Source organism: Devosia sp. 2618 (genome assembly GCF_040546815.1).
Lineage (GTDB): Bacteria > Pseudomonadota > Alphaproteobacteria > Rhizobiales > Devosiaceae > Devosia.
Genome location: NZ_JBEPOO010000001.1, coordinates 3,918,895 through 3,942,679, shown reverse-complemented (window position 1 = coordinate 3,942,679; position 23,785 = coordinate 3,918,895). Strand labels below are relative to the sequence as shown.

The following is a 23,785-nucleotide window of genomic DNA, read 5'->3' as shown; positions in this document are numbered from 1 at the left end:
GTCGCGTCGCTCGTCCAGTGAGCCATATGGTATCCATCGGGCAAAACGCCAAACCCACCCGCGGGCGCAACGCGCTGGCGGATGGTGGCCTCCGGGATCGGTTTATACCCTTGAGGGGTCCCGGTCGGCTGGTCAGGGACAAAGCCTGATGAATGGGGTGCGTTTAGGGGAAACCCGTCCCGGAGTCAAGGAAGGCGGCCTGTGGCGCGGCTTTGCGGCGCCTCACTCGGCGCGAATAACCGCGTAGCGGATGTGCAGCACACCACCATCGAGCTGTGTCACCGATTGCAGCTTGAGCGCTTTTGCCGGCGTGATCCGGTTATCAAAAGTCGACGGCCCAGGATTGCCATCGGCCACCGGCGACAACATCAGGCTGATTTCGTCGATCAGATCAGCGTCGAGGAAACTGCCATTGATGCCGCCACCGCCCTCGAGCAGCAGCAGCATGATGGCAAATTCATCGGCCAGAATATCGAGCGCCAGAGCCAGATCGAGTTCGGTCGCCCCCGCAAAGATGTAGGAAATCCCGTCTCGCCGCAGCTCGGCCAGATGATCGTCGGACACGCCTTCGGTCAGGATCACGATGAGCGGATCGCCATTGGCGTGGCTGATGTTGAGATGCAGCTTGCCTTCGCGATCCACGGCAATGGCGTAAGGCCCCGACGCTGCGCCGGGCGCTTTCCACGTTTTGCGCGGGAAACGCTCGCTTGTCGTCATTGGTCTGGGCGCGCCTTCGGCAAACTCGGCCATGGTCACGCGGCCAACCAGCCAGGCATCGCCCTTGAGCGCCCGGTGGATGTCCTCATAGGCGTCGTTGAGACCATCGAGCGCTGCGATGGGCCAGTCCTTAGGCACGATCGTGCCATCAATGCTGGACGCCATATGCATGATCACGTGCGGTTTCATGGTCAAAGCTCCCCTTTAGGCCGAATAGTCGGCGTCGCTGACATGCTCCATCCAGGTCACGGCCACCCCGTCGACGGCTTCCTGAATGGCAATATGGGTCATGGCGGTGGTCAGTCCCGCGCCGTGCCAGTGCTTTTCACCGGGCGCGAACCGCACCACGTCGCCGGGGCGGATGTCTTCAACCGGTCCACCCTCGCGCTGCACGCGACCGACGCCAGCGGTGACGATCAGCAATTGCCCGAGGGGATGCGTGTGCCAGGCGGTGCGCGCGCCGGGCTCGAAGGTCACGGCATTGGCGGCGGCGGCCGATGGCGCTTCGGCGGCAAACAGCGGGTCGAGCCGAACCGTGCCACTGAACCACTCGGCAGGCCCCCGGGCGGATGGTTTGCTGCCAGCGCGGGAAATATCCATTTCAAGGCTCTTTCATTGTGGCGTCACTCAACGTGACCGTGGTTCAGATCTATATGTAGGCAGAGAGCCATCCGGAGATAAGACGCGATCAACCTCATGAGGCGGATTTCGCCGCCACTGGCAATTTGTGGTGGCATCGGCCATATAGAAGAAATTCCAAACCAATCTGGGTGAGGCGACCTCGTGAGCGGCGTGCCGTTTATCAAGATGAACGGGCTGGGCAACCAGATCATCGTGGCCGACATGCGCGGCCACGCCGGTCGTGTCACGCCCGCCGCAGCCATTGCCATCAATGGGGCGCCCGGCACCAAGTTCGACCAGATCATGGCCATCCATGATCCGCGTACGCCCGGCACCATCGCCTACGTGCAGATCATCAATTCCGATGGCACGCTGGCGCAGGCCTGCGGCAACGGCATGCGCTGCGTCACCCAATATCTGGCCACCCAGACCGGCGAGACGAGCTTCACCTACGAGACCATTGCCGGCATCCTGTTTGGCGAGCAACTCGACGATGGCCAGTTTACGGTCGACATGGGCACACCAAAGTTTGCCTGGTTCGACATTCCGCTGGCGGAGGAGTTTATCGATACCCGCCAGATCGAACTGCAGATCGGCCCGATCGATGCGCCGATCCTGCACTCGCCATCGGTCGCCTCGATGGGCAATCCGCATGCCACCTTCTGGGTCAATGACGATGTGTGGAGCTTTGCGCTCGACCGCTTCGGTCCCATGCTCGAAAACCACCCCATTTTCCCCGAGCGCGCCAATATTTCCATCGCCCAGGTTCTGGCGCCCGACCGCATCATCCTGCGCACCTGGGAACGCGGCGCGGGCCTGACCGAAGCCTGCGGCACCGCGGCCTGCGCTGCGCTGGTCAATGGCGCCCGCACCCGCCGCACTGCCCGCAAGGCAACCGTCACCCTGCCCGGCGGCAATCTGATCGTTGAATGGCGCGACAATGACCACGTCGCCCTGACTGGCCCGTCCGAACTGGAATGGGCTGGCACCTTTGATCCAGCTACCGGCGCCTGGACGCGCGATGAGGCCGCGGCCTGATGGCTGTCGAAACACTGACATTTGGCTGCCGACTCAACGCCTACGAAGCCGAAGTGATGAAAGCCGAAGCCGAAAAGGCCGGGCTCGATAACGCCATCATCATCAATACCTGCGCCGTCACCACCGAAGCCGTGCGTCAGGGCCGGCAGGCCGTGCGCAAGGCGCGCCGTGACAATCCGGCAGCCCGCATCATTGTCACCGGCTGCGCCGCCCAGATCGAGGCGCGCTCCTTTGGCGATATGGCCGAAGTCGATCTCGTCATCGGCAATGAAGACAAGCTCAAGGCGACCAGCTACGCCCCGATGGTGTTTGGTGCCCCCCTCAATGACAAGGTTCAGGTCAACGACATCATGAGCGTGCGGGAAACCGCTGGTCATCTGATCGAGGGCATGGATGGTCGCGCCCGCGCTTTCGTTCAGGTGCAAAATGGCTGCGACCACCGCTGCACCTTCTGCATCATCCCGTTCGGCCGTGGTCCGTCGCGCTCGGTGCCAATGGGCATGGTGGTGGACCAGGTCAAAAAACTCGTCGCCAACGGCTATAGCGAAATCGTTCTGACCGGGGTCGACATCACCTCCTATGGCCCCGACCTGCCCGGCAGCCCGACCCTCGGCAAGCTGACGCAGGCGATCCTGCGCCACGTGCCCGACCTGCCGCGCCTGCGCATTTCTTCGATCGATTCCATCGAGGCCGATGATGCGCTCTATGACGCCATCGCCAGCGACCGCCGCCTGATGCCGCATCTGCACCTATCGCTGCAGTCGGGCGACGACATGATTCTGAAGCGCATGAAGCGCCGTCATTCGCGCGACGATGCGCTGGCCATTGTCGCCAAGCTGCGCTCGCTGCGCCCCAACATGGTGTTTGGCGTCGATATCATCACCGGCTTTCCCACCGAGACCGATGCGATGTTTGACAGCACGCTGCGTATCGTTGCCGAGGCGGACCTCACCTATCTGCACGTTTTCCCCTATTCGCCGCGCGAAGGCACTCCGGCCGCGCGCATGCCGCAGGTCAGCAAGCACATTGCCAAGCAGCGGGCCGCCATTTTGCGGCAGGCCGGCAATGCGCAGCTCGAAAAACTCTGCAATTCGCGCGTCGGCAAGCTCGAAAACGTGCTGGTCGAACTCAATGGCATCGGCCGCACCGAACAGTTTCTGCCCGTCACCGCGCACGATGCGCAACCGGGCGAACTGGTGACCATGCGGGTGACCGGAGTTGCTGGCGAGGGTCTTGTGGGCAAGACGCTGCAGCAAGCGGCTTGATCGGGGCACGCCCTCGTGGTTCGAGGGTCGCTACGCTCCCACCTCACCATGAGGGCTGCCGGAGCGTTGAATTTAGAGTAGTCCTCATGGTGAGGTGCGCGCTCTTCGCGAGCCTCGAACCACGAGGGCGTGGCAATTGAAGGCAAAAAACATGACCGACAAAAAGCCGGGATTTTTCAAGCGTTTGTTCGGTGTCGACACGCCTGCGCCACCCGAGACGCGCCCACCTGAGCCGGTCGTGACGCCGCCAGAGCCAGTGCTGCCAACGCCAGTGCCCCCGCCTGATGTCGTGCCCGCACCCGAAGATTTCCCCCTGCCCGGCCCGCCCGAAACCACGCCCGACTATGTCGAGGACCTCGAAGAGCAGGCCGCAGCGGTCATCGCGCCAGAACCTGAGCCTGAGCCTGAGCCCGTGGCGGAACCAGTGCCCGAGCCAGAGGCTACAGTTTTCGTGCCGCTCGATCCGCCGGCTGTGGTGGAAGTGCCCGTCGAAGCGCCGCGCCAGAGCTGGTTCACCCGCCTTGCCTCGGGCCTCAAGCGCTCGTCAGACCAGCTGACCGGCTCGATCACCTCGGTTTTCACCAAGCGCAAGCTCGATGCGGCGACACTCGACGAACTCGAGGACGTGCTGATCCAGGCCGATCTGGGCATCGACACGGCCATGGCGATCACCGAAACGCTGCGCCGCGACCGCTTCGACAAGGACGTGTCGGGCGAAGACGTGCGCGCCGTGCTGGCCGCCGAAGTCGAAAAAGTGCTCGGCCCGGTGGCGCGCCCGCTGACCATCGACGCGAGCCAAAAGCCTTTCGTCATCCTGATGATCGGCGTCAACGGCTCGGGCAAGACCACCACCATCGGCAAGCTGGCGCAAAAATTTGCCGCCGAGGGCAAGTCGGTAATGCTGGCGGCCGGCGATACCTTCCGCGCCGCCGCCATCGAGCAATTGCAGGTCTGGGGCCAGCGCACCAATGCTACGGTTATCAGCCGCCCGGCCGGTTCGGACGCCTCGGGCCTCGCTTTTGATGCCGTGACCCAGGCGCGGGCCGAAGGCCGCGATGTGCTGATCATCGACACCGCTGGCCGCTTGCAAAACCGCGACGAGCTGATGAACGAGCTCGAAAAGGTCATCCGCGTCATCAAGAAGGTCGCCCCCACCGCGCCGCACGCAACGATCCTGACGCTGGACGCCACGACCGGGCAGAACGCGCTGAAACAGGTCGAAATCTTCGGCCAGCGCGCTGGTGTGACTGGGCTGGTCATGACCAAGCTAGACGGCACGGCACGCGGCGGCATTCTCGTCGCCATCGCCAAAAAGTTCGGCCTGCCGGTGCATTTCATCGGCGTCGGCGAAAGCGTCGGCGACCTCGAACCTTTTACCGCGAGCGAATTTGCCCGGGCGATTGCGGGTGATTAGCCCAATTCCGAACATGCTTGTGCGCTATTGGCGCCTTGCATGCTGGCGAGCGACGCCTCACATTGCCTGTGTTGCTGAATAGAGATTTGCCATGACCGATAAAGCCGCCGAACCCGAGATCAACTGGAGCGAGCTTCGCCCCCAGCTCATCAAGATGGGCCTCGAGCTCGGTCCGCTGGTGGTGTTTTTCGTCGCCAATGCGCGCTCTGACATTTTTATGGCAACCGCCTGGTTCATGGGCGCGATGATCATTTCGCTGATCCTGACCTGGGTGATCCTCAAAAAGATCGCCGTCATGCCGCTGGTAACCGGCGTCGTGGTGCTGGTCTTCGGCGGCCTGACGCTCTGGCTGCAGGACGACACTTTCATCAAGATCAAGCCGACCATCACCAATGGCCTGTTCGCCGCGGTGTTGCTGGGCGGCCTGCTGTTTGGTCACTCGCTGCTGAAATACGTGTTCGGCGACGTCTACAAACTCCGCCCCGAAGGCTGGAGCAAGCTGACGCTGAACTGGGGCCTGTTCTTTATCGTTCTGGCGGTGATCAACGAGATCCTGTGGCGCAATTTTTCGACCGATATCTGGGTCGCCTTCAAGGTCTGGGGCGTCATGCCGCTAACCGTGATCTTCTCGATCAGCCAGGTCTCGCTGCTGAACAAATATGCGCCGGCCACAGAGCCAGTGCATGTGCCACCGATCGTGGTTGAGAGCTGATCCCTATACCTCTCCCCGAAGGGAGAGGTGAAGAGTGGTCCCGGTATTTACCCAAACACCCCGATTACCGCGCCCTGGATCAACAGCACGCCCAGCAGATGCAGGCTGTCGATGGCGGTCAGCGACCATTTCATGCCTTCATAGCGATGGTTCATGATCATCGAGGTCAGAACGAACCCGAACCACATATGGGCGGCGACGATCATGGCGCTGACGACGGTGACTTCGCCGGCCAGCGCTGGTGTCAGCAGGGCCAGGAAATAGGCCATGATCAGTTCGACCACCACCGACCAGATAAACGGCGTATAGCCCACCCCCAGCTGCTCGCGGGTGCGCCCGAGCGCGGCCAGCCATTGCTTGGACAGGCCCATATACCAGGCCGCCCCAAAGGCGAAGCTGGCGACTGTCGCCAGGATCACGGCCAGCCAATTGACGGCAAAATGTGAGATCATGCTGCGTCCCCTGCGCCAACGGGCGCGAGGAGAGGTTAGCGCTGCTACGTGCTGAGCGGAAGACTATCAGTCGACACCCTCCCCCTTGAGGGGAGGGATCAAGGGAGGGGGTGAGTCACGCGCACCGCACGCTCGTAGAGATCCCCCCACCCTGCTCGATCACGGACTTAGCAAGCTAAGTCCTATCTCGCTTCCCTCCCCTCAAGGGGGAGGGTGGGTGCGGTGGATGCGGGACTATTACAGCCCACCCATCTTGCAGATCAGCGCCCATTCCTCGGCCGACACTTTTGACACGGACAGCCGCGATAGCTTGACCAGTTCCAGTTCGGACAGTTCCGGGGTGGCCTTGACCGTTGCCAGCGTCACCGGCTTGGGCAGGGGCTTGACCGCTTCGACATCGACGCATTCCCAGACGACCTGGCCCTTGGCGTTGAGGTCTGCCGTATCGTCGGGATGGGCGAGGGCGATCACCTTGATGATGCCCACGATCTCCTTGCCGATATTGGAGTGGTAGAAAAACGCCTCGTCGCCCAGCTCCATGGCTTTCATGTTGTTGCGCGCCGCATAGTTGCGCACCCCATGCCACTGCTCGGGTTCGCCGCGTTTGGTCTTGGCCACCATGTCATCGAACGAGAAGACATTGGGCTCGGACTTCATCAACCAATAGGCCATTGCGATCAGGCCTTTGGCGACATGTGATCATAGGCCAGGCGCCACGGCTTGATTTCGATGCTCTCGAAAATGCCGGCATCGACAAACGGATCGGCGTTGAAAATCGCCGTTGCGGCTTCGAGCGTTTCCGCTTCGACCACCACCAGCGACCCTTCGGGCGTGCCGCCGGCATCGAGCAGGGCGCCAGCCAGGCGCAGGGTCTGACCAAGGCTATCGAGATATTGCAAATGCACCGGCCGCGCGGCCAGACGCTTTTCGATAATGCCCGACTTGTCCTTGGCGATCATGGCAAACAGCATGCAATCAATCCTCTCGTTTGAGCGGCCGGGACATCAAACCCGCCACCACTTTAGCAATATCGGCCTGCCCGCTGAGCACGGCCTGCACCGCCTCGACCAGCGGTGCCTCGATCTTGAAACTGCGCGCCAGAGCATCGGCAACCGGCGTCGTGGCGACGCCTTCGGCCAGCTTTGCGCCACTGGCCAGAATAGCCTCGACCGTCTGGCCACGCCCCAGCGCCATGCCGAACTGGTAATTGCGCGACTGCACCGAGGTGCACGTCAGCGTCAGATCGCCCAACCCAGCAAGGCCCGTCAGCGTCGTCGCCGAACCGCCCATGGCCGACACCATGCGCGCCATTTCGGCATAGGCCCTCGCAATCAAAGCCGAGCGGGCCGACGCGCCAAGCCCGGCCCCATCGACCGCGCCACAGGCCAGCGCATAGACATTCTTGAGCGCCCCGGCGATTTCGACGCCAATCCGGTCATCGGCCGCGTAGGGGCGAAAACTCGGGCCAGCCAAAGCGGCGGCGACTGCGGAGGTTTGGTCGGCATCATCGCCCGCCAGCGTCACCGCCGTCGGCCGACCTGCTGCCACATCGGCGGCAAAGCTGGGGCCGGACAAAACGAACGGAATGGCATCGGGTGCCATATCGGCAAGAATTTCGCTTTGGCGATCCAGCGTGCCGGTTTCGAGCCCCTTGGCCGAGAGGATCACCGGCTTACCGGCCAGCAATGCCGGATCGAGCGCACCCAGAGCAGCGCGGCTCGACTGCGCCGGTACGGCCAGAATGATGATGTCGGCTTCGCCCGCTTCAGTCGTTGCGGTCAGGGCCGCATGCAGTTGCTGTTCGCCGAGATAGCGGCGATTGGTGCGGCTGGTATTGATCTCATCGACCTGCGCGGCATCACGCGCCACCAGCGATACCTGACGCCCCGCCATTGCGGCAGCTTGCGCCAATGCCGTGCCCCAGGCGCCACCGCCGATGACGCTGACCCGATCAAATGCCATCTGCGGTCACCTTCATATCATCGAGATCAAGCGGCCAGCGTGGCCGCGCCACGAAGTCGAGGCCATCATGGCCACCCAATGCAAAGCGTTCGGCACCGGCCCAGGCCACCATCGCGCCATTGTCGGTGCAGAGCGCAATCGGCGGCACGATGAGGTCAGCGCCGACAGCGCGGCACAAACCATCGAGCGCTGCAGCAATGCTGCGATTGGCGGCAACGCCACCCGCCACGACCAGCCGCATCGGCTCGTTGGGAAACTCTGCCCTGAACCGCTCCAGCGCCTGGCGCGACCGCACTTCGATAATGGTCGCGACGGTATGCTGGAAGCTGGCCGCGATATCGGCGACATCCTGATTGCTCAGCGGCGCCAGCGCTTCCGCTTGCAGCCGCACCGCGGTCTTGAGGCCGGAGAAGGAAAAATCGAGCCGCTGTTCGCGCAGCAATGGCTTGGGAAATTTAAAGCGCAGCTTGTCGCCACTCTTGGCAATGGCCTCCACTGCCGGACCGCCGGGATGACCAAGCGAGAGCAGCTTGGCCACCTTGTCAAAGGCTTCGCCCAGCGCGTCGTCGATCGTCGTGCCCCAGCGCTCATAGTCGCCGACACCACGCACCAGAACGAACTGGCTATGGCCGCCCGACACCAAAAGCATCAGATAGGGGAACGGCACATTATTGGTCAGCCGCGCCGTCAGCGCATGGGCCTCGAGATGATTGACGGCGATCAGCGGCTTGTCGAGTGCAGCCGCCAGCGCCTTGGCGGTCGTCAGCCCCACCAGCACACCGCCGACCAGGCCGGGACCGGCCGTTGCTGCGATGGCATCGACATCGCCCAGCTTCACATTGGCCTCGCGGCAGGCCTGGGCGATGATATGATCGAGATAAGTCACATGAGCCCGCGCCGCGAGCTCGGGCACCACGCCGCCGAATGCCGCATGTTCATCGAGCTGGGAACGGACCACATTGGACAGAATCGTTGAATTGCCGAATTCATCGCGCACGACGATGGCCGCCGCGGTTTCGTCGCAGCTGGTCTCTATGCCAAGGATGGTGGCTGGCGCTTGCCCGGTCACGACGAACTGGTTACTCCCTGAGGGGCATCGCGCTTAAAATGGGAACCGTTTTTCCGCAGCAGCGACGCGACTAGAATTCGTGCCTCTGCCTACTATAGGACGCAAAGACATTGCAATCGCCACCACCCTTCGCTCGCATCGGAACTCGCGGTAGCCCCCTCGCTCTGGCGCAGGCCAGGCTGGTGCGCAAGCTGCTGAGCCAGGCCCATGGTGTGCCCGAGGACGATATCACCATCGAAGTGATCTCGACCGGCGGCGACCGCACGCAGGCCTCCAATGCCAGCCTGATCGAAATCGGCGGCAAAGGCCTGTTCACCAAGGAAATAGACGAAGCCATGCTGTCGGGCCGCGTCGATATCGGCGTGCATTCATCCAAGGACGTGGCAACGCGCCTGCCCGAGGGCATCAAGCTGGTGGCCTTCCTCGAGCGCGAAGACGTGCGCGACGCCTTCATGTCGGTGAAGGTGCAGAGCCTTGATCACGTTGCGGAGCGCGCCAAGTTCGGCACCTCATCGATCCGCCGCGCCGCGCAGGTTTTGCGGCAGCGCCCTGATCTCGAAATTGTGCCGTTCCGCGGCAATGTCGGTACGCGGTTGCAAAAGCTGCTCGATGGCGTGGCTGACGCAACCATGCTGGCGCAGGCCGGGCTCAATCGCCTTGGCGAAGGCCACCGCGCCACAGCCCTGCTCGATCCCGAAATCTTCATGCCAGCCCCGGCGCAAGGCGCCATCGGCATTGCCGTGCGCAGCGATGACGCGCGCATGGAAGGGCTGATCGCCGCGCTTGACCATCAGCCAACCCACACCGCCATTGCCGCCGAACGCGCTATGCTGGCCGTGCTCGATGGCTCCTGCCGCACACCGGTCGGCGCCCTCAGCCGCCTTGAGAACGGCGTGCTGAGCCTCAAGGGCCAGATCCTCAGCCTTGATGGCAAGACGGCGTTCGATAGCGAGGCCACCGGCAGCGATCCATTGGTCATTGGCCGCCAGGTCGGCGACGACCTGATTGCGCAGGCCGGCACGGAATGGCTGGCGCAATGGGCCGCCACATCATGAAAATGCTGGTGACGCGGCCGGAACCCGATGCACAATCGACGCTGGCGCGTTTGACGGCGCTGGGGATCGACGCCGTCGCCGCGCCTTTGATGGTGCGCCAGACGCTCGACACCAGCCTGCCGCCGCCCGATGGCTTTACTGCCATGGTGCTGACCAGCGCCAATGCCGTCCGCGCCATGACCGATCGCGGCGTGGTCGACCACTATCGCCACCTGCCGGTGTTTGCCGTGGGTGATCGCACGGCGATGGAGGCCAATCAGGCTGGCTTTGCCCGCGTCAGCAGCGCCGCCGGGGCCTTTCAGGACCTGATCAACGCCATGACCATCGCTCGCGTGCCGGGCCCGATCTTTTATCCCGCCGGCAAGCACCAGAGTGCCGATCTTGCCAAGGCGCTGGCGCCGCTGGGCGTCATGGTCGCGACCTCAATGCTCTACGAAATGGTCGCCGTGGATACACTGCCAGAGGCGGTTCTGGCCGGTCTCGGCGGCGATATTACCGCCGTGCTCGCTTATTCTCGGCGGTCGGCGGCGATATTTGCCGATTTGGCAAACGGGCTGGAACGCGAACGACGCAGCCGGGTTGCCATGTTGTGCATGTCCGAAGCGGTGGCAGAACCGCTGCTCGGCGCGCACTTCAATCGCATCAGCCTGGCCGACTGGCCCGACGAAGATGCGATGATGGCGCTGGCTTTGGCTTTTGCCCGCGAGCAAACTGGGCCATGATCGGCCCGAACGAAGAGGATAAAGCTGCGATGGCGGATACCAAGGGCACTCAATCCAAGCCAACCGATCCCAAGACCGGACCGGTCAAGCCGCCCGTCCTCGATCTCAAGGCGCGCGAAACCGTTGCCAAGACGGACGCCAAGGATCAGCCCGCCGCCACCGAGCCCAAGGACAAGCCAGCCGAAACCCGGGCGAGCCAGCCTGCTGCTGCCAAGACCGCCGAAATGCCGAGCTCTTTGCCACCGCCCCCAATTGCGCCTACGCCTGCTGCGCCTGCCAAATCGTCCGGCTTTGCCTTTGGTGCCGCCATCACTGGTGGCGCGATTGGTCTTGTTGCTGCCTATGGACTGGCTTCAGTCGGCCTCTGGCCAACGACACCCGCGCCGGCGCCAGCCGCAGACCCGCGCATTGCCCAGTTTGCCTCCTCGATCCCTGAGCTGGAAACCGTCACCCAGACCACCCAAAGCGAGTTGGCGACGCTCAACCAGCGCATCAGCGCGATCGAATCGGCAGAGCCAGCAGCAACACCAGTCGCCGCGCCTTCCGAGCCGACTGACCTGACCGGCATCGAGACCGAAATCGCCGCTCTGATGACGCGGATGGATACGCTGGCGGCAACGCCGGCTCCAGCGGCCGACACCGCCACGCTCGATGGCCTGCGCAGCGACCTCGCCGCGCTTGGCACAAGGCTGGACGAACTTGGTGCCCGCGTCGGCACGGCAGAAGCGGGTCTGCGCACGCTCGACACCACCATGACCGAGACAACGGCCACGCTCGCCGCGCAGCCCACCGACATTGGCGCCGTGCTGCAGCTCCCGCTGATTCTCTCCGGCTTTGAAACCGCCTTCGCCACCGGTCGTCCCTATGGCACCGAACTGGGTGCGCTGCGCGCTGCAGTGCCGAGTGCGACCATTCCCACCGCCATCGCTAATGCCGCCGAGACCGGCCTCACCCGCCCCGACGTTATTGCCAGCCGCTTTGCCGATGCGCTGCCCGCCATGCTGGCCGGTCGCCCGGCCGATCCGCAGGCCCAGTGGCAGGATGGTGCGCTCGACTGGTTCCGCTCGGCCATCGCCCTGCGCCCGACCGGCGAAATCGAGGGCGATACCCCGGAAGCCATCATGTCGCGTCTCGACGGCGCCATTGCCCGCCGCGATTTCGTGACCGCCGAGAGCCTCTTCGCGTCCCTGCCCGCGCCGATGATCAGCGCTGGGGGTGACCTGCAAAGCCTCGTCAAGACGCAGGCCGATGCCACGCGCTTCCTCGACAGCCTGCGCAACAGCGCCCTTTCCGGTGAGGCCGCCCGATGATCAGACTCGCCTCCTGGATTGTTGGCAGCCTGGTTGTGACCGCACTCGCTGCCTGGCTGATTTCCCTGCCCGGCACCCTGACGCTCGAAGCGGCCGGCTATCGCATGCAGCCCAGCCTCGGCGCCGCGATCTTTATCTTCATCCTGATCGCCATCGTGGTCATCGCCATCTGGGCCATCGTCCGCCGGGTCATTTCTGCGCCGCGGCACATGGCACGTCGCAGCCGTGAACGCCGTCGCGAACAGGGCGTCGAAGCGCTTTCGGACGCCTTTGTGGCGCTGCAGGCTGGCGACCCTGCCCGCGCCCGTTCGCTGGCCCGTGACGCACAGGCCCGCCTGCCAACCAATACCGCAGCGCGTCTGCTCGAAGCACGTGCCGATCTGGCGCTGGGTGACATGCCCGCTGCCCGCGAACATTACCGCGCCCTGATCGCCAGCGAAAAGACCGCCGTCGCCGCCCTCACCGGCCTTTACGATCAGGCCAATGTGCAGAACCGCCCCGACGCGGCGCTGACTTTTGCCCGCAAGGCCTTGGCGCTGGCGCCACAGACCGCATGGGCCGCCAATGCGGTGTTCGATGACCTGACCCGACGCGGCCAATGGGCCGAGGCCGTAGCCATGGTCAACGTGGAAAATGCCACCAGCCGCGAGGACCGCGCCCGCAAGCGTCGTCGTCAGGCGGTAATCGAAACCGCCCGGGCTCGCGAAGCCGAGAACAGCAATCCGCTGACCGCGCTCGACCATGCGCTGACAGCTCTCAAGCTTTTGCCAGACTTCGTGCCGGCCGCCCTGATCGCCGCGCGCATCCACATCAATCGTGGCGAAACCCGCAAGGCGATGAGCCTGCTGCGCCGCATCTGGCGCGCCACCGGCCATCCCGACATTGCCGCACTCTATGCTCACGCCCAGCCCGGCGCATCGGCTGTCGACCGGCTCAAGCGCATGGGCGAAATCATTGATACGCCACCGCCGCACCGCGCCGCCGGCATGGCTTTGGCCCGCGCCGCCATCGACGCCTATGATTGGCCGGCTGCCCGCAGCGCGCTTATCCCCTTTGCCGGGGCCGATGCGACGCAGGGCGTTGCCAGCCTGATGGCCGAAATCGAGGAAGGCCAGAGCGGCGATCAGGGCAAGTCGCGCGAATGGCTGGCCCGCGCCGTCCGCGCCCCGCGCGACCCGGCATGGACCGCGGATGGCCTCGTGAGCGACGAATGGGAGCCCATTTCCCCCATCACCGGCAAGCTCGACGCCTTTGAATGGAAAGTGCCGGTGACCGTCACCGGACGGCTAGCGGAACAGGCTCCGAGCACTCAATTGCCAGCAGAGCTTCCGTTGCCTCTTGCACCGGCCATAAAGCCGACGTAAAAGGCCACCCGTTGCCGCATTAGCTCAGTTGGTAGAGCACATCATTCGTAATGATGGGGTCAGGTGTTCGAGTCACCTATGCGGCACCATTCCTCCCCCTGAAATTGCTGTCGTTTTCTTGCATAACGAGCATCATCAGGCTTGGGGCAGTAGACAACCCTGCCGTGAACGCCATTTGTGTGGAACAGCATGCCAATCGATTTCCGCAGTCACGACACGACCGCCAAGAGCCTGTCCCCGGCCGATCGCCAGAAATACGCGGTCCAAAAGGCTGAGCTGATTAGGGCGCGCGCCGAACAGTCCGCTGCCGACGAGCAGCTGAACCGCTTTTTCTGGCAGTGCTTTGAAGACGACGACGAGGACGAAGGCGACGATCAGTAGCCTTCGGCTCCGACGAGGCGCAGGCGATGGGCCTGCCGGGCTGTGGGGGCGATGGCTTGCACGGCGCTGGCCTGCGTGCCGAAAAGGCTCTCGCGCTCTTCAGGGGTCGACATGAAAAACGGATAGCGCTCGATAATGCGCGGCAGCGTCACTGGCAAATAGGTGGCGTAGAGGCAGACCGGGAAAGCCAGCTCGCCCCAGGTACCTTCGCCGGCCAACTGAGTAGAGCCGAACACGCGCTTGTAGAATGGCGCATGCTCCGGGCGGACCGATGACAGGCAATAGGTCGCCCCGAAATATTCGCTCGCCATCACGCCCGTGCGCAATGTCAGATAGGGCAAGGCCGGGAAGGCCAGGGTCGCATCGCGGTCGGCGGTAAAGCGGCTTGGATCGAGATAGGTCTCACCCTTGTCCAGAATTCCCCCCAGTACATCGGGCCAGATGGTCAGGCTCGGCGAGGTGCGCTGTTCGGGCGTGACGAAATGCAGGCGAATCGAGCTGACCAGTTTGTCGTCGATATAGACGCCAAAGCAGTAGCAGTTCTCCGCCGCGTCATAGGCGTCCCGCGTGATCTCCTGCGAGTTGATCGGAATAAAATCCTCGCGCCGATAAGCCTCGTAACGCAGGCGATAGACCGGGTCGAGCTGCTCATCGACGGATACGCGTCGATACTGAACCCGATCGAGAAGATCGATAAGTGTTAGTGCGAAGCGTGAAGTCGCACCGTTCGATTGGCTAGCCGCACTCATTACCAATGCCCCCGTCGTGGGAGCCATGTTAACCTTTCGTTAGCCATAACTGAATCAGGAAAATGACGCGGCGCGCTGTCGCAGCGCGGTTTAGGTGTATTGCCTAGGGGGAAATTCCCAGTACGCGGAATATCTTAAGGGGCGTTAACCATGCCGACGTTTTGCATGGGGCACCACCTGCCCGGCATTTAGCCGCGAAATCAGCTCGCCAATGTCGCGTTCGGTCAGCGGCCGGCTGAAGAAATAGCCCTGCACCTGCTGCACCTGGGTGTGCTCCAGCATGGCGTTAAGCTGTGCCTCGGTTTCAACGCCCTCGGCGATCACGGTCAGATCCAGATCGCGGCCAAGGCGAGCCACATTGGTCAACAGTCGCAGCGCCCGCGAATCGGTGGCGATCTCGGAGACAAACGAGCGGTCGATCTTGAGCTTGGTGAACGGCAGCGCATTGAGATAGCTCAGCGACGAATAGCCAGTGCCAAAGTCATCGAGCGCAATGGCCACGCCCTTGGCGGCCAGGCTGGTCAGCACGCGATGGGCAATCTCGCGCTCTTCAATGACAGCGGTTTCTGTGACTTCGATCTCAAAGCGCGATGGATCGAGATTGGAGTTCTTGAGCGCCAGATCGACCAGTCGGCACAGATCGATGGCCCGGAAGTCGCGCGCCGAAATATTGACGGCCACGCCCACATCGCCCGGCCACTGGCTGCACTGGGCAGCAGCGCGGTCGATAACCCAGGCGGTGATGTCGGAAATCAGCCCCATCTCTTCGGCGAGCGGAATGAAGGTCGAGGGCGGGATCATCCCCAGTTCAGGGTGGTTCCAGCGCGCCAGCGCTTCACAGGTCTCGACCTTGCGACTGTTGATATCGAGCAGCGGCTGGAAGGCCAGTGTCAGCGCACCAAGCCGGACCGCCTCGCGCAGATCGGCCTTGAGCCGCTGGCGATAGTGATAGTCGATGTCCATCTGGGCGTGGAACACCTGGCTGCGCGCCTTGCCCTCGCCCTTGGCCGAATAGAGCGCCAGATCGGCCTTGGTCATCAGATCGTCAAGACTTTCCTTGGCGATGGTGCTGGTCGCCAGACCCACGCTGATCGTGGCGGTGAGCGTCAGCCCATCGAGCAGGAACGGGTTGGTGAACGCCTTGAGGACCGCAGCCGCATCGGCTTCGGCATGGTTCACATCGCCCACGGCACCGCGATAGATGACAAATTCATCGCCACCCAGTCGCGCCAGAACGGCTTCTGGTGGCAGCGCCTGACGCAGGCGCTTGGAGACCTTCATCAGCAACTCGTCGCCCACGATATGGCCGAACGTGTCGTTGACGTGCTTGAAGTCGTCGATGTCGATCAGCAGCAGTGAAACGAGACGCTCCGGCGCATTGGCAAAGCGGCGCGCATCCATGTCTTCGGTCGCCAGCTCGGTGAAATAGGTCCGATTGGGCAGGCCGGTCAGCGTATCGTGGCGCGCCATGAAATTGATGCGCTCTTCGGAAGCAATGCGATCGCTGATGTCTTCAAACAGCAGCACGCTGCGTTCAAGGCGCGTGCTGACAGTGACTTCGTAATAGGTACCGGCGGCAAGGCAGAGCAGGACTTTGCCCGAATTGCCCTGTGCGACCATGTCGAGCAGGCGGTCGACCGAGGTGCGCGGCAGATGACCATTGGCGCCCAGAGTACCGAGCACGCCGGAGAATTGCATGCCGACGAGCTCGTTGACGCCCAGCAACGTGAACAGACGCACGGCCCGCTCATTGGCAATCGAAATAACGCCGCGTTCATCGAGCATGCAAAGGCCATGCTCAAGCGTGGTCAACGCCATATCGAGTTCGGTGGCAAGGCGCGATGCTTCGACCCGACCATGCACAGCGCTGAGCAAGATCGAGCGCGTATCGGCGGCCAGCTTGCGAAAGCTGGTGAGCATGATGCCCAGCAGCAGCGCCAGAATGATGTGGTAGAAATCGCCATGCAGCGCATAGCCGGCCGAGAGCGGCAGCATGACCAGCGCCATCTGGATGGTGACTAGACGGTCGAGCCCGAAATTGCGCGCGACCAAGCCCACCATAGCGGCCGTGGTCAGGGTTGCGGCGGTCAGTTCGACGAACGGATCGCGCACGAACACCATCGAGATAAAGCACCAGGCGCCATAAACGACGCCAGCAATGGCACCATTAAACACCGCACGGTGTTCCCAGTGTTCGGCGGCATCGGCATCGTCACTATCGATTGCGGCGCGGAGAAAGGCGCGGGCGGTGGCGTAACGCAACAGTCCAACGAGCACGAAGGCGACGGCGATGATCCATAGGGGCAGCGAATCGGTCTTGTAGGCAGACAGGCCTGCGGCGAAAGCCGTGCCAAAAGCGGCAGCCAGCAGCGCACGCCGGTCGCTATAGACCGAACGGATGATCGATACATAGTCGATCGCCGGCATTGTAGTTCGCGCCGAGGTAAACACACACGTCCCCTTATTCGCTCCTATCAGAACCAGTCAGGAATTAAGAACGCCTTGCCGAGGCGCATTAGCGTGCTGTTCGGGCTTTATTCCTAGGAGCAGGGTAAATATGCGCTTAACGGCAAGGGCGTGGATAATGCGCAACGAAACTTGCCATGTTGGTGTCGCTTTATCTCCCTAACAGTGACGGATAATTTTCTGAATGCCAGCAACACAACAGGAGGACGCCATGGTCACCAAATTGAACCGCAAGGAACTGGACGAGGCCCTGGAACACCTCAATGGTTGGGTGCTGGACGAGACGAGGGGCGCCATCGAGCACGTCTTCAAGTTCAAGGATTTTTCCGAAGCCTTCGCCTTCATGAGCCGCGTCGCACTGGCCGCCGAAAAGGCCGGCCACCACCCCGATTGGTCCAACAGTTACAACAGCGTCACCATCTGCCTCTCCACCCACGACGCCGGCGGCATCACCGCCAAGGACACTGCATTGGCCAAAACCATCGACGCCATCCTGGCGTAGGCCCACCTCCCGATCAGTGAAAATTCCGCCCTCCCGGCAAAGCGGCATAAGCGCGACGGCGCGCCATTTCGATCTCGCGCAACACGCTGCGGTCGCGGCTATGTCCTTCAGGTGGCCCCGACTTACCTTCATCGGCTCGGGCAACCACCGCATCGCCGATATCTTGGCCGTGGGAGAGTTCGAGCAGGTCAGGGGTGAGATCGACCATGTCTTCGGCAATGACATGGATGACCAATCCCTCGCGCTGCACCTTGCCCTTGATCGCCAGCATGCGGCTCGACAGCAGGGTTTTGCGCAGCTGGTCGTTTTCGAACAGTTTTGGCCAGACCACGATATTGGCAACGCCGGTTTCGTCTTCCAGCGTGACGAAAATCACCCCGCTGGCCGTGCCCGGCCGTTGCCGCACCAGCACCAATCCGGCCACTTCAATACGCACGTCGGGATCGACCGTGTCCAGATTGGCACTGCGTGTCGTGCCGCGTGCATTGAGCATGGGGCGCAGGAACTGCACCGGGTGCCCCTTGAGCGACAGCGACATGGTGGCATAATCGTGGATCACCTCTTCGCCCGGCGCCATCAGCGGTAAGTCGGCGGACTGATCGAGCGCCGTCTCGACCGGCCCGCTATTCTCGAATAGTGGCAGCGTATCGGCGCCATAGGTGCCGATCAGGCCTTTGACCGCCCACAACGCTTCACGCCGATTAAGACCGAGCGAGGAAAAGGCGTCGGCCCGCGCCAGCTTTTCAAGGCTGGCCACCGGCACACCGGTTCTGAGCCACAAATCGCGCACCGAAGTGTAGCCCGTGCCGCGCTGGGCAACGATTTTTTCGCTATCCTTCTTGGGCAGTCCCTCAACCATGCGTAGGCCTAGACGCAGCGCCTTCTGTGTATGGATATCGGTGGCCATTGCGGCATGTCGCGGCCAGATATGGTCGGCGGCGACATGATCAGTTTCCTCCAGCGCGCAGTCCTCTTCGGACACATTGATGTCGGCCGGCAGCACCTTGACGCCATGCTCGGTGGCGTCTCGCACCAACTGGCTTGGCGCATAAAAGCCCATGGGTTGCGAATTGAGCAGCGCGCAGACAAAGACGTCCGGGTAGTGGCATTTGACCCAGCAGGACGCATAGACCAGCAGGGCAAAGCTCGCCGCGTGGCTCTCGGGAAAGCCATATTCGGCAAAACCCTCGATCTGCGAAAAGCAGCGCTCGGCAAATTCGCGGCTATAGGCCCGCGGATTGTTCATCATGCCATTGATGAACTTGTCGCGGAAAACTCCGATCTTGCCAGTGCGCCGCCAAGCCGCCATGGCGCGGCGCAGGTGATCTGCTTCGCCGGCGGTAAAACCAGCGCCCTTGATCGCCATCTGCATCGCCTGTTCCTGAAACAGCGGAATGCCCAAGGTCTTTTTCAGGACTTGGTCTAGCGGGTCATCGGGATCGGCTTGCCAAGGCTCCTTGCCCTCGCGGCGCCTGAGATAGGGATGCACCATGCCGCCCTGGATCGGACCGGGCCGAACGATGGCGACTTCGATGACGAGATCGTAAAATTCCTTGGGCTTGAGGCGGGGCAGCATGGTCATCTGCGCCCGGCTTTCGATCTGGAATACCCCGATCGTATCGGCCCTATGGGTCATCTCATAGACAGGCTTGGCCCGTTCGGAGTGTTTGTATTCCTCGTTTTGCAGCTCGGCCAATTTGACCTTGCGACCATAGTGCTTGTCCAAAAGGCCAAAGGCGCGCTGCAGGCAGGTCAGCATGCCCAGTGCCAGCACATCGACCTTGAGGATCTTGAGCGCGTCGATATCGTCCTTGTTCCACTCGATGATGGTGCGGCTATCCATGGCCGATTTGCTGATCGGCACGAGGCTTTCGAGCGAATCCCGGGTGATGACAAAGCCGCCTACATGCTGGGACAGATGCCGCGGAAAACCGCGCAACACTTTGACCACCTCAAACATCTGCGCCAGCACCGGATCATCCGGGTTCAGCCCCAGCGTCCTGACCTTGGCCAGATCGACACCCGAGCCCCAGCCCCAATGCAGCTGGTTGAAGGCGGCGACCGTATCGTCGGACACACCAAACACCTTGGCCGCTTCGCGGATGGCACTTTTGGAGCGGTAGGAGATGACGTTGGCGGTCAGGCCCGTGCGCTTTCCGCCATACTTTTTGTAGACATATTGCATCACCTCCTCGCGCCGTTCGTGCTCGAAATCGACGTCGATATCGGGTGGCTCATCGCGTTCGGTGGAGATGAAACGGCCAAACACCAACGTCGCTTTGCGCGGATCGACCTCGGTGATTTCGAGGCAATAGCAGACCGTGGAATTGGCCGCCGACCCGCGCCCCTGACACAAAATGCCAAGGTCGTAGCGGGCATGGCGCACAATATCCTGCACGGTCAGGAAATAGGCGGCATAGCCCTTTTCATCGATGAGTTTGAGTTCATCAAGAATCTGTTCGCCGGTACCCGGCGGCAGCCCTTCGGGAAAACGCATGGCGGCACCCGCCCATGTCAGGCGCTCCAGCGTCTGTTGGGCGGTTTCCCCATTGCCGATGGTTTCCTCGGGATAGTTGTATTCGAGTTGGCCGAGTGAAAATCCGATCCGGTCGGCAAACAGTCGGGTCTGGGCGATGGCATCGGGATGTTCGGCGAACAGCCGCACCATTTCGGACGGCAGCTTGAGATGGCGTTCGGCATTGGCCGACAACAGCCAGCCAGCTTCCTCCAAAGTCGTGTGTTCGCGGATACAGGTGACCACATCCGCGAGAATACGCCGACTTGGCTCGTGATAGAGCACGTCATTGCTGGCGATCATCTGGGCCTGATGCCGTCGGGCGAGGGCCGCCACGCGGTTGAGCCTTGCGCGATCCTGCCCGTCGAGACGCGGCGTGCCAGCAACCCACACCTGCCCGGGAACTGCACGGCTGAGCTGATCGAGAGTTTTCTCGGTCAGGCCCCAATCTGTTTCATCGGGCATCAGGATGAAAAGCTGGCCCTGGGCGTAGTTCTCCGGCGGCCCTTGCTCACCCAATGAAGCACTGCCCGCGCCAAACAGATCAGCGAAATGCAGCACCGGCTTGCCCTTTTCGCCGCGCTGATTGCCGACGGTCAAAAGCTTGCACAGCCGTCCATAGGCGACGCGATTTGTCGGATAGGCGATGATATCGGGCGTGCCATCGACAAAGCAAAGCCGAACACCGACGAGATAACGGAAATGGTCGGGGCGCTTCTCGTGATCGCGCGCCGCCACATAACCACGCACCACGCCGGCAAAGCTATTGCGGTCACACAGCCCAAAAGCGGCCATGCCCAGATGGATCGCTGCCGAAACCAGCTCTTCGGGGTGAGATGCTCCGCGCAGGAAGGAAAAATTGCTGGTGCCGATCAGCTCAACATAATCGGCCACCGGCCTGGGCGGCACGGAGACAGAACGGTTCCGCGGCAGAGCGATGACCTGGCTCATGCGAAAAACCCATGCAGGTACCAGCTTGGCATTGTCTCGCCGCCGTAAAATCCCAAGCGAAACACCCAGAAACGGCGACCGTCCTCGTCTTCGACGCGATAATAGTCGCGCACGCGTCCCTCCGGCTCATGCAAGGGCAGGTCGGGCAGATAAGGCGGGGTGACCGGTTTATCACCGGGTTCAGGTGTCTTGGGTAGGGGTGGGCGCACCAGTTCCAGCCGCTCCGCAAAGCGCCACCACTCCGCTTCGAGCCGTTCCGGCCCCTCGCCCTTGACCAGCCGATAGTGCTGGCGACGCCAGATCATCGACGCGGGCAGGCCATCGGGCACTTCGGCACTGATCGCAACATATTCCGGCGAGGGCAGCAGCCGCAGCGGGCGGACAAGCGGCCGTATAGGCGCCATAACCGGATTGCCGGCCTGAGTTGGAACCAGTCGCGCCGCACGCTCCGGCATCTGGCTGGCCACCATCTGGGTGCGCAACACCGCCATGGGACCCAGACGACTGGCCATGCGATCATTGAGCTGATCGAGATCCTCGGTGCCCTCCTCGTCGGTAAAGGCACCAAGTTGGCTAGCATTGAGCCCGTCAATGGAACTGGCTGCCAGCCGGATCATGTCTATGCCAAAACCCGCATCATATTCGCCCGAAAGCCGCTCGGCCCGATGGGCGAACAGCTTTGCTATGTGATGGGGATCGCGCGTCACCCGGGCCGAATTGACCGACAGCGACATGACCTTGTGGTCGACGCGATAGAGGAACAGGTGAAAGGCCTGTGCGCCCTTGCCCTCCGCCTCAAGCCGATAGCTCAGTTGAATAGCAAGATCATTGGCGCAGGCCAGTACATCGTCGATCAGCCCGATCGGGTCGGCAAAGCGGCGCTCGACATGATATTCGGCTATCGGCAGGCGCGGCGTCATCCGCTCTTTGATGGCACCATAGGCCTGATCGATGCGGGTCAGCAGCGATAGCCCGAACCGGGCCTGTAGCGGCTTGCGCGGCCGCTGACGCAATTGCCCGATGCTCGTCAGCCCCATTTGGGCCAGTGTCGCCACCTGTTGCTCATTGAGCCGAAGGGCCGCGACCGGCAGTGTATCGAGCAATGTGGCAAGGCCGTCCGGCGCAACCACCTGGCTGCGGGCAAAGTGGCTGATCGCCCAGGCCGCACCAATCGTCGGTGCAATGGCGCCAGACACGGTATAGCCCAGCAGGCGCAACCGCGTCAGCAACAGGCGCAGCATCGGCGCCTCGCCGCCAAACAGGTGATCCACCCCGGTTATATCGAGCACAAGGTCGCCAAACCGGCCGACATCCTCCATCACCGCGACCATGGGGCTGGCATTGGAATGCCAGTCGACGAAATCGGCAAAGCCGGCCTCAAGCTGCGGGCGATTGATCTCCTTGGCGACCAGCGCCGGCACCAGAGCCCGCGCATCGGCCAGACTTTGACCAAGCCTGACCCCGGCCTGACCGGATTGGCTATCCAGTGCAACGATCCTGAGGCCGCCCTTGATTTTTTCGTAAAGCGCCAAGGGGGCGGCAAGCGTTGGATCAACCCGTTTCAGGTAGTCGGTGGGCCAGGTTGGCAGGAATAGCACCAGAAAGCGGCGTGGCCGGTCGGACCGGTTGCCCATGTCGAGGAGTGAAGTTTGAAAATCCATTTTCAGTCCATCCGAGCACCCATTCGGCATGCTGTCTGACAAGCGATCCGCGTTCGAGCCGCACCTGCCAGCGCGCCGGGCCGGGTGCCCGATCATCATATTGTTTTCGTCCACTGCGCCCCGGCAGCAGATGCCAGCGCAACTGCGCCGCGCTGCTTTGTCGTTGCGTGCCGTAGCGCAGCAGAAATATCGAACTGCCGGCCTCAGCAGCCCTGAGGCTGAGGCGTCGGCTGGCGGTAAAATCGAGCAGCTTCTGGTGCCCGGCAATGTCGGCGACCACGCCGGCCACCGCCCGACAAGCAATGGCCTCCTCGGCGGCCCAGAGCAGTTCGGCCATGTTGGCCGGACGCACCAGCACCATCGCGCCGGGATCAATGCCGAAATGGCCAAGACCCGGCCCATAGGGCAGACCGAGCTTTTGCGCCTCGTCGGCCAGCTGCAGATAGATCACCGCAATACGCCTTTGCGTCAGCAACCCTCCCATCTGCGCCAGAGCAAAACCAAGGCTTGCCCCGGTATTGCGCCGGTCATCGGTGAACACTTCCTGCAGCAGGCCACCGGCCAGTTTGGGAAAGCGTCCGTCCTCGGCCTCCACCACCACCCGTGCCTCGGCCAGCGCGGGTTTGCGCTCGATATCGGCAATGGTGTCGCGCAGCGCGGCGATGCGCTGGAGGCGGTCGGGGGCGGACATGCGCACCACCTTCTGATGTGAACAAAACAGGAACATGATGACTCCTGATGTTCCCGGAGTCGAGTCCTTTTTGTTGTGTCCCCATCCGTCCTTGTGTGACCCTTCCGCATCAAGCCCGGTCAAGACCGCGTGACAGGGGTCACAGCCCATTCACGGAAATCGGGCAGG

Annotated in this window: 22 protein-coding genes and 1 tRNA gene; 11 read left to right on the top strand and 12 right to left on the bottom strand. The window is 62.5% G+C overall.

The annotated features are described in order from the left end of the window. Nucleotides 1–222: 222 nt before the first annotated feature. Nucleotides 223–906: a dihydrofolate reductase family protein gene (locus tag ABIE28_RS19505; protein WP_354065855.1), complete on the bottom strand. Its 684-nt coding sequence runs from the start codon at nucleotides 904–906 to the stop codon at nucleotides 223–225. Between the two features lie 15 nt (nucleotides 907–921). Beyond that, entirely contained in the window at nucleotides 922–1,317 is a 396-nt protein-coding gene (locus ABIE28_RS19500) for a (R)-mandelonitrile lyase (protein WP_354065853.1), read from the bottom strand. A gap of 207 nt (nucleotides 1,318–1,524) precedes the next feature. Here ABIE28_RS19500 and dapF point away from each other — a divergent pair, with 207 nt between their 5' ends. From dapF to ABIE28_RS19480, 4 genes are all read left to right on the top strand, one after another. Beyond that, nucleotides 1,525–2,376: a diaminopimelate epimerase gene (gene dapF / locus ABIE28_RS19495; protein ID WP_354066486.1), complete on the top strand. Its 852-nt coding sequence runs from the start codon at nucleotides 1,525–1,527 to the stop codon at nucleotides 2,374–2,376. After that, nucleotides 2,376–3,641: a tRNA (N(6)-L-threonylcarbamoyladenosine(37)-C(2))-methylthiotransferase MtaB gene (mtaB, locus tag ABIE28_RS19490; RefSeq protein ID WP_354065851.1), complete on the top strand. Its 1,266-nt coding sequence runs from the start codon at nucleotides 2,376–2,378 to the stop codon at nucleotides 3,639–3,641. The genes dapF and mtaB overlap by 1 nt, the downstream gene beginning before the upstream one ends. A gap of 151 nt (nucleotides 3,642–3,792) precedes the next feature. After that, nucleotides 3,793–5,055, top strand: coding sequence for a signal recognition particle-docking protein FtsY (gene ftsY, locus ABIE28_RS19485; protein ID WP_354065849.1), 1,263 nt, complete (start codon nucleotides 3,793–3,795; stop codon nucleotides 5,053–5,055). Nucleotides 5,056–5,146: 91 nt separating this feature from the next. Continuing rightward, complete coding sequence (locus ABIE28_RS19480) at nucleotides 5,147–5,767, top strand: septation protein A (RefSeq protein ID WP_354065847.1); 621 nt, start codon at nucleotides 5,147–5,149, stop codon at nucleotides 5,765–5,767. A gap of 47 nt (nucleotides 5,768–5,814) precedes the next feature. Here the strand turns inward: ABIE28_RS19480 and ABIE28_RS19475 are convergent, their stop codons facing one another. The 5 genes from ABIE28_RS19475 to tsaD form a co-directional block, all read right to left on the bottom strand. After that, nucleotides 5,815–6,219 carry a DUF1761 domain-containing protein gene (locus tag ABIE28_RS19475; RefSeq protein ID WP_354065845.1) on the bottom strand — a complete coding sequence of 135 codons (405 nt, stop codon included), beginning with the start codon at nucleotides 6,217–6,219 and terminating at the stop codon, nucleotides 5,815–5,817. 237 nt (nucleotides 6,220–6,456) lie between these two features. Then, nucleotides 6,457–6,891 (bottom strand): EVE domain-containing protein, encoded by a 435-nt coding sequence (locus tag ABIE28_RS19470; protein ID WP_354065843.1) that lies wholly within the window; start codon nucleotides 6,889–6,891, stop codon nucleotides 6,457–6,459. 5 nt (nucleotides 6,892–6,896) lie between these two features. Continuing rightward, nucleotides 6,897–7,190 carry a YciI family protein gene (locus tag ABIE28_RS19465; RefSeq protein ID WP_354065841.1) on the bottom strand — a complete coding sequence of 98 codons (294 nt, stop codon included), beginning with the start codon at nucleotides 7,188–7,190 and terminating at the stop codon, nucleotides 6,897–6,899. Between the two features lie 4 nt (nucleotides 7,191–7,194). Continuing rightward, a complete protein-coding gene (locus ABIE28_RS19460; RefSeq protein WP_354065839.1) occupies nucleotides 7,195–8,181 on the bottom strand; it encodes an NAD(P)H-dependent glycerol-3-phosphate dehydrogenase in 987 nt (328 codons plus the stop codon). Continuing rightward, complete coding sequence (tsaD, locus tag ABIE28_RS19455; RefSeq protein WP_354066485.1) at nucleotides 8,171–9,226, bottom strand: tRNA (adenosine(37)-N6)-threonylcarbamoyltransferase complex transferase subunit TsaD; 1,056 nt, start codon at nucleotides 9,224–9,226, stop codon at nucleotides 8,171–8,173. The genes ABIE28_RS19460 and tsaD overlap by 11 nt, the downstream gene beginning before the upstream one ends. Nucleotides 9,227–9,360: 134 nt before the next feature. Between tsaD and hemC the strand changes: the two genes are divergently transcribed. The 6 genes from hemC (at nucleotide 9,361) to ABIE28_RS19425 (ending at nucleotide 14,082) form a co-directional block, all read left to right on the top strand. Further along, nucleotides 9,361–10,305 carry a hydroxymethylbilane synthase gene (gene hemC / locus ABIE28_RS19450; protein ID WP_354065837.1) on the top strand — a complete coding sequence of 315 codons (945 nt, stop codon included), beginning with the start codon at nucleotides 9,361–9,363 and terminating at the stop codon, nucleotides 10,303–10,305. Then, nucleotides 10,287–11,027 (top strand): uroporphyrinogen-III synthase, encoded by a 741-nt coding sequence (locus ABIE28_RS19445; protein ID WP_354065835.1) that lies wholly within the window; start codon nucleotides 10,287–10,289, stop codon nucleotides 11,025–11,027. Before hemC ends, ABIE28_RS19445 begins: the two co-directional genes overlap by 19 nt. 29 nt (nucleotides 11,028–11,056) lie before the next feature. After that, nucleotides 11,057–12,337: a COG4223 family protein gene (locus ABIE28_RS19440; protein WP_354065833.1), complete on the top strand. Its 1,281-nt coding sequence runs from the start codon at nucleotides 11,057–11,059 to the stop codon at nucleotides 12,335–12,337. Further along, nucleotides 12,334–13,701 carry a heme biosynthesis protein HemY gene (locus ABIE28_RS19435; RefSeq protein ID WP_354065831.1) on the top strand — a complete coding sequence of 456 codons (1,368 nt, stop codon included), beginning with the start codon at nucleotides 12,334–12,336 and terminating at the stop codon, nucleotides 13,699–13,701. Before ABIE28_RS19440 ends, ABIE28_RS19435 begins: the two co-directional genes overlap by 4 nt. A gap of 13 nt (nucleotides 13,702–13,714) precedes the next feature. Further along, nucleotides 13,715–13,790 (top strand) — tRNA-Thr (locus ABIE28_RS19430). 100 nt (nucleotides 13,791–13,890) lie between these two features. After that, the gene (locus tag ABIE28_RS19425) at nucleotides 13,891–14,082 is read left to right on the top strand and encodes a hypothetical protein (RefSeq protein WP_354065829.1); all 192 of its coding nucleotides are present in this window, start codon (nucleotides 13,891–13,893) and stop codon (nucleotides 14,080–14,082) included. Here the strand turns inward: ABIE28_RS19425 and ABIE28_RS19420 are convergent. Beyond that, the gene (locus ABIE28_RS19420; RefSeq protein WP_354065827.1) at nucleotides 14,076–14,831 is read right to left on the bottom strand and encodes an N-acyl amino acid synthase FeeM domain-containing protein; all 756 of its coding nucleotides are present in this window, start codon (nucleotides 14,829–14,831) and stop codon (nucleotides 14,076–14,078) included. The two genes, ABIE28_RS19425 and ABIE28_RS19420, sit on opposite strands and share 7 nt — an antisense overlap. Before the next feature lie 144 nt (nucleotides 14,832–14,975). Further along, nucleotides 14,976–17,258, bottom strand: a complete 2,283-nt coding sequence (locus ABIE28_RS19415; protein WP_354065825.1) for a putative bifunctional diguanylate cyclase/phosphodiesterase — start codon at nucleotides 17,256–17,258, stop codon at nucleotides 14,976–14,978. A 250-nt stretch (nucleotides 17,259–17,508) separates the two neighbouring features. Between ABIE28_RS19415 and ABIE28_RS19410 the strand changes: the two genes are divergently transcribed. Continuing rightward, nucleotides 17,509–17,799 (top strand): 4a-hydroxytetrahydrobiopterin dehydratase, encoded by a 291-nt coding sequence (locus ABIE28_RS19410; RefSeq protein ID WP_354065823.1) that lies wholly within the window; start codon nucleotides 17,509–17,511, stop codon nucleotides 17,797–17,799. Nucleotides 17,800–17,812: 13 nt separating this feature from the next. Here ABIE28_RS19410 and ABIE28_RS19405 read toward each other — a convergent pair whose 3' ends face one another. Genes ABIE28_RS19405 through ABIE28_RS19395 form a run of 3 tightly spaced genes read right to left on the bottom strand, consistent with a single transcriptional unit; the run spans nucleotide 17,813 to nucleotide 23,617 of the window. Then, nucleotides 17,813–21,265 carry an error-prone DNA polymerase gene (locus ABIE28_RS19405; RefSeq protein WP_354065822.1) on the bottom strand — a complete coding sequence of 1,151 codons (3,453 nt, stop codon included), beginning with the start codon at nucleotides 21,263–21,265 and terminating at the stop codon, nucleotides 17,813–17,815. Then, a complete protein-coding gene (locus tag ABIE28_RS19400) occupies nucleotides 21,262–22,926 on the bottom strand; it encodes a Y-family DNA polymerase (protein ID WP_354065820.1) in 1,665 nt (554 codons plus the stop codon). Before ABIE28_RS19400 ends, ABIE28_RS19405 begins: the two co-directional genes overlap by 4 nt. After that, on the bottom strand, nucleotides 22,817–23,617 hold the full coding sequence (locus ABIE28_RS19395; protein ID WP_354065818.1) for an ImuA family protein: 801 nt from the start codon (nucleotides 23,615–23,617) through the stop codon (nucleotides 22,817–22,819). Before ABIE28_RS19395 ends, ABIE28_RS19400 begins: the two co-directional genes overlap by 110 nt. Nucleotides 23,618–23,785 lie beyond the last annotated feature (168 nt).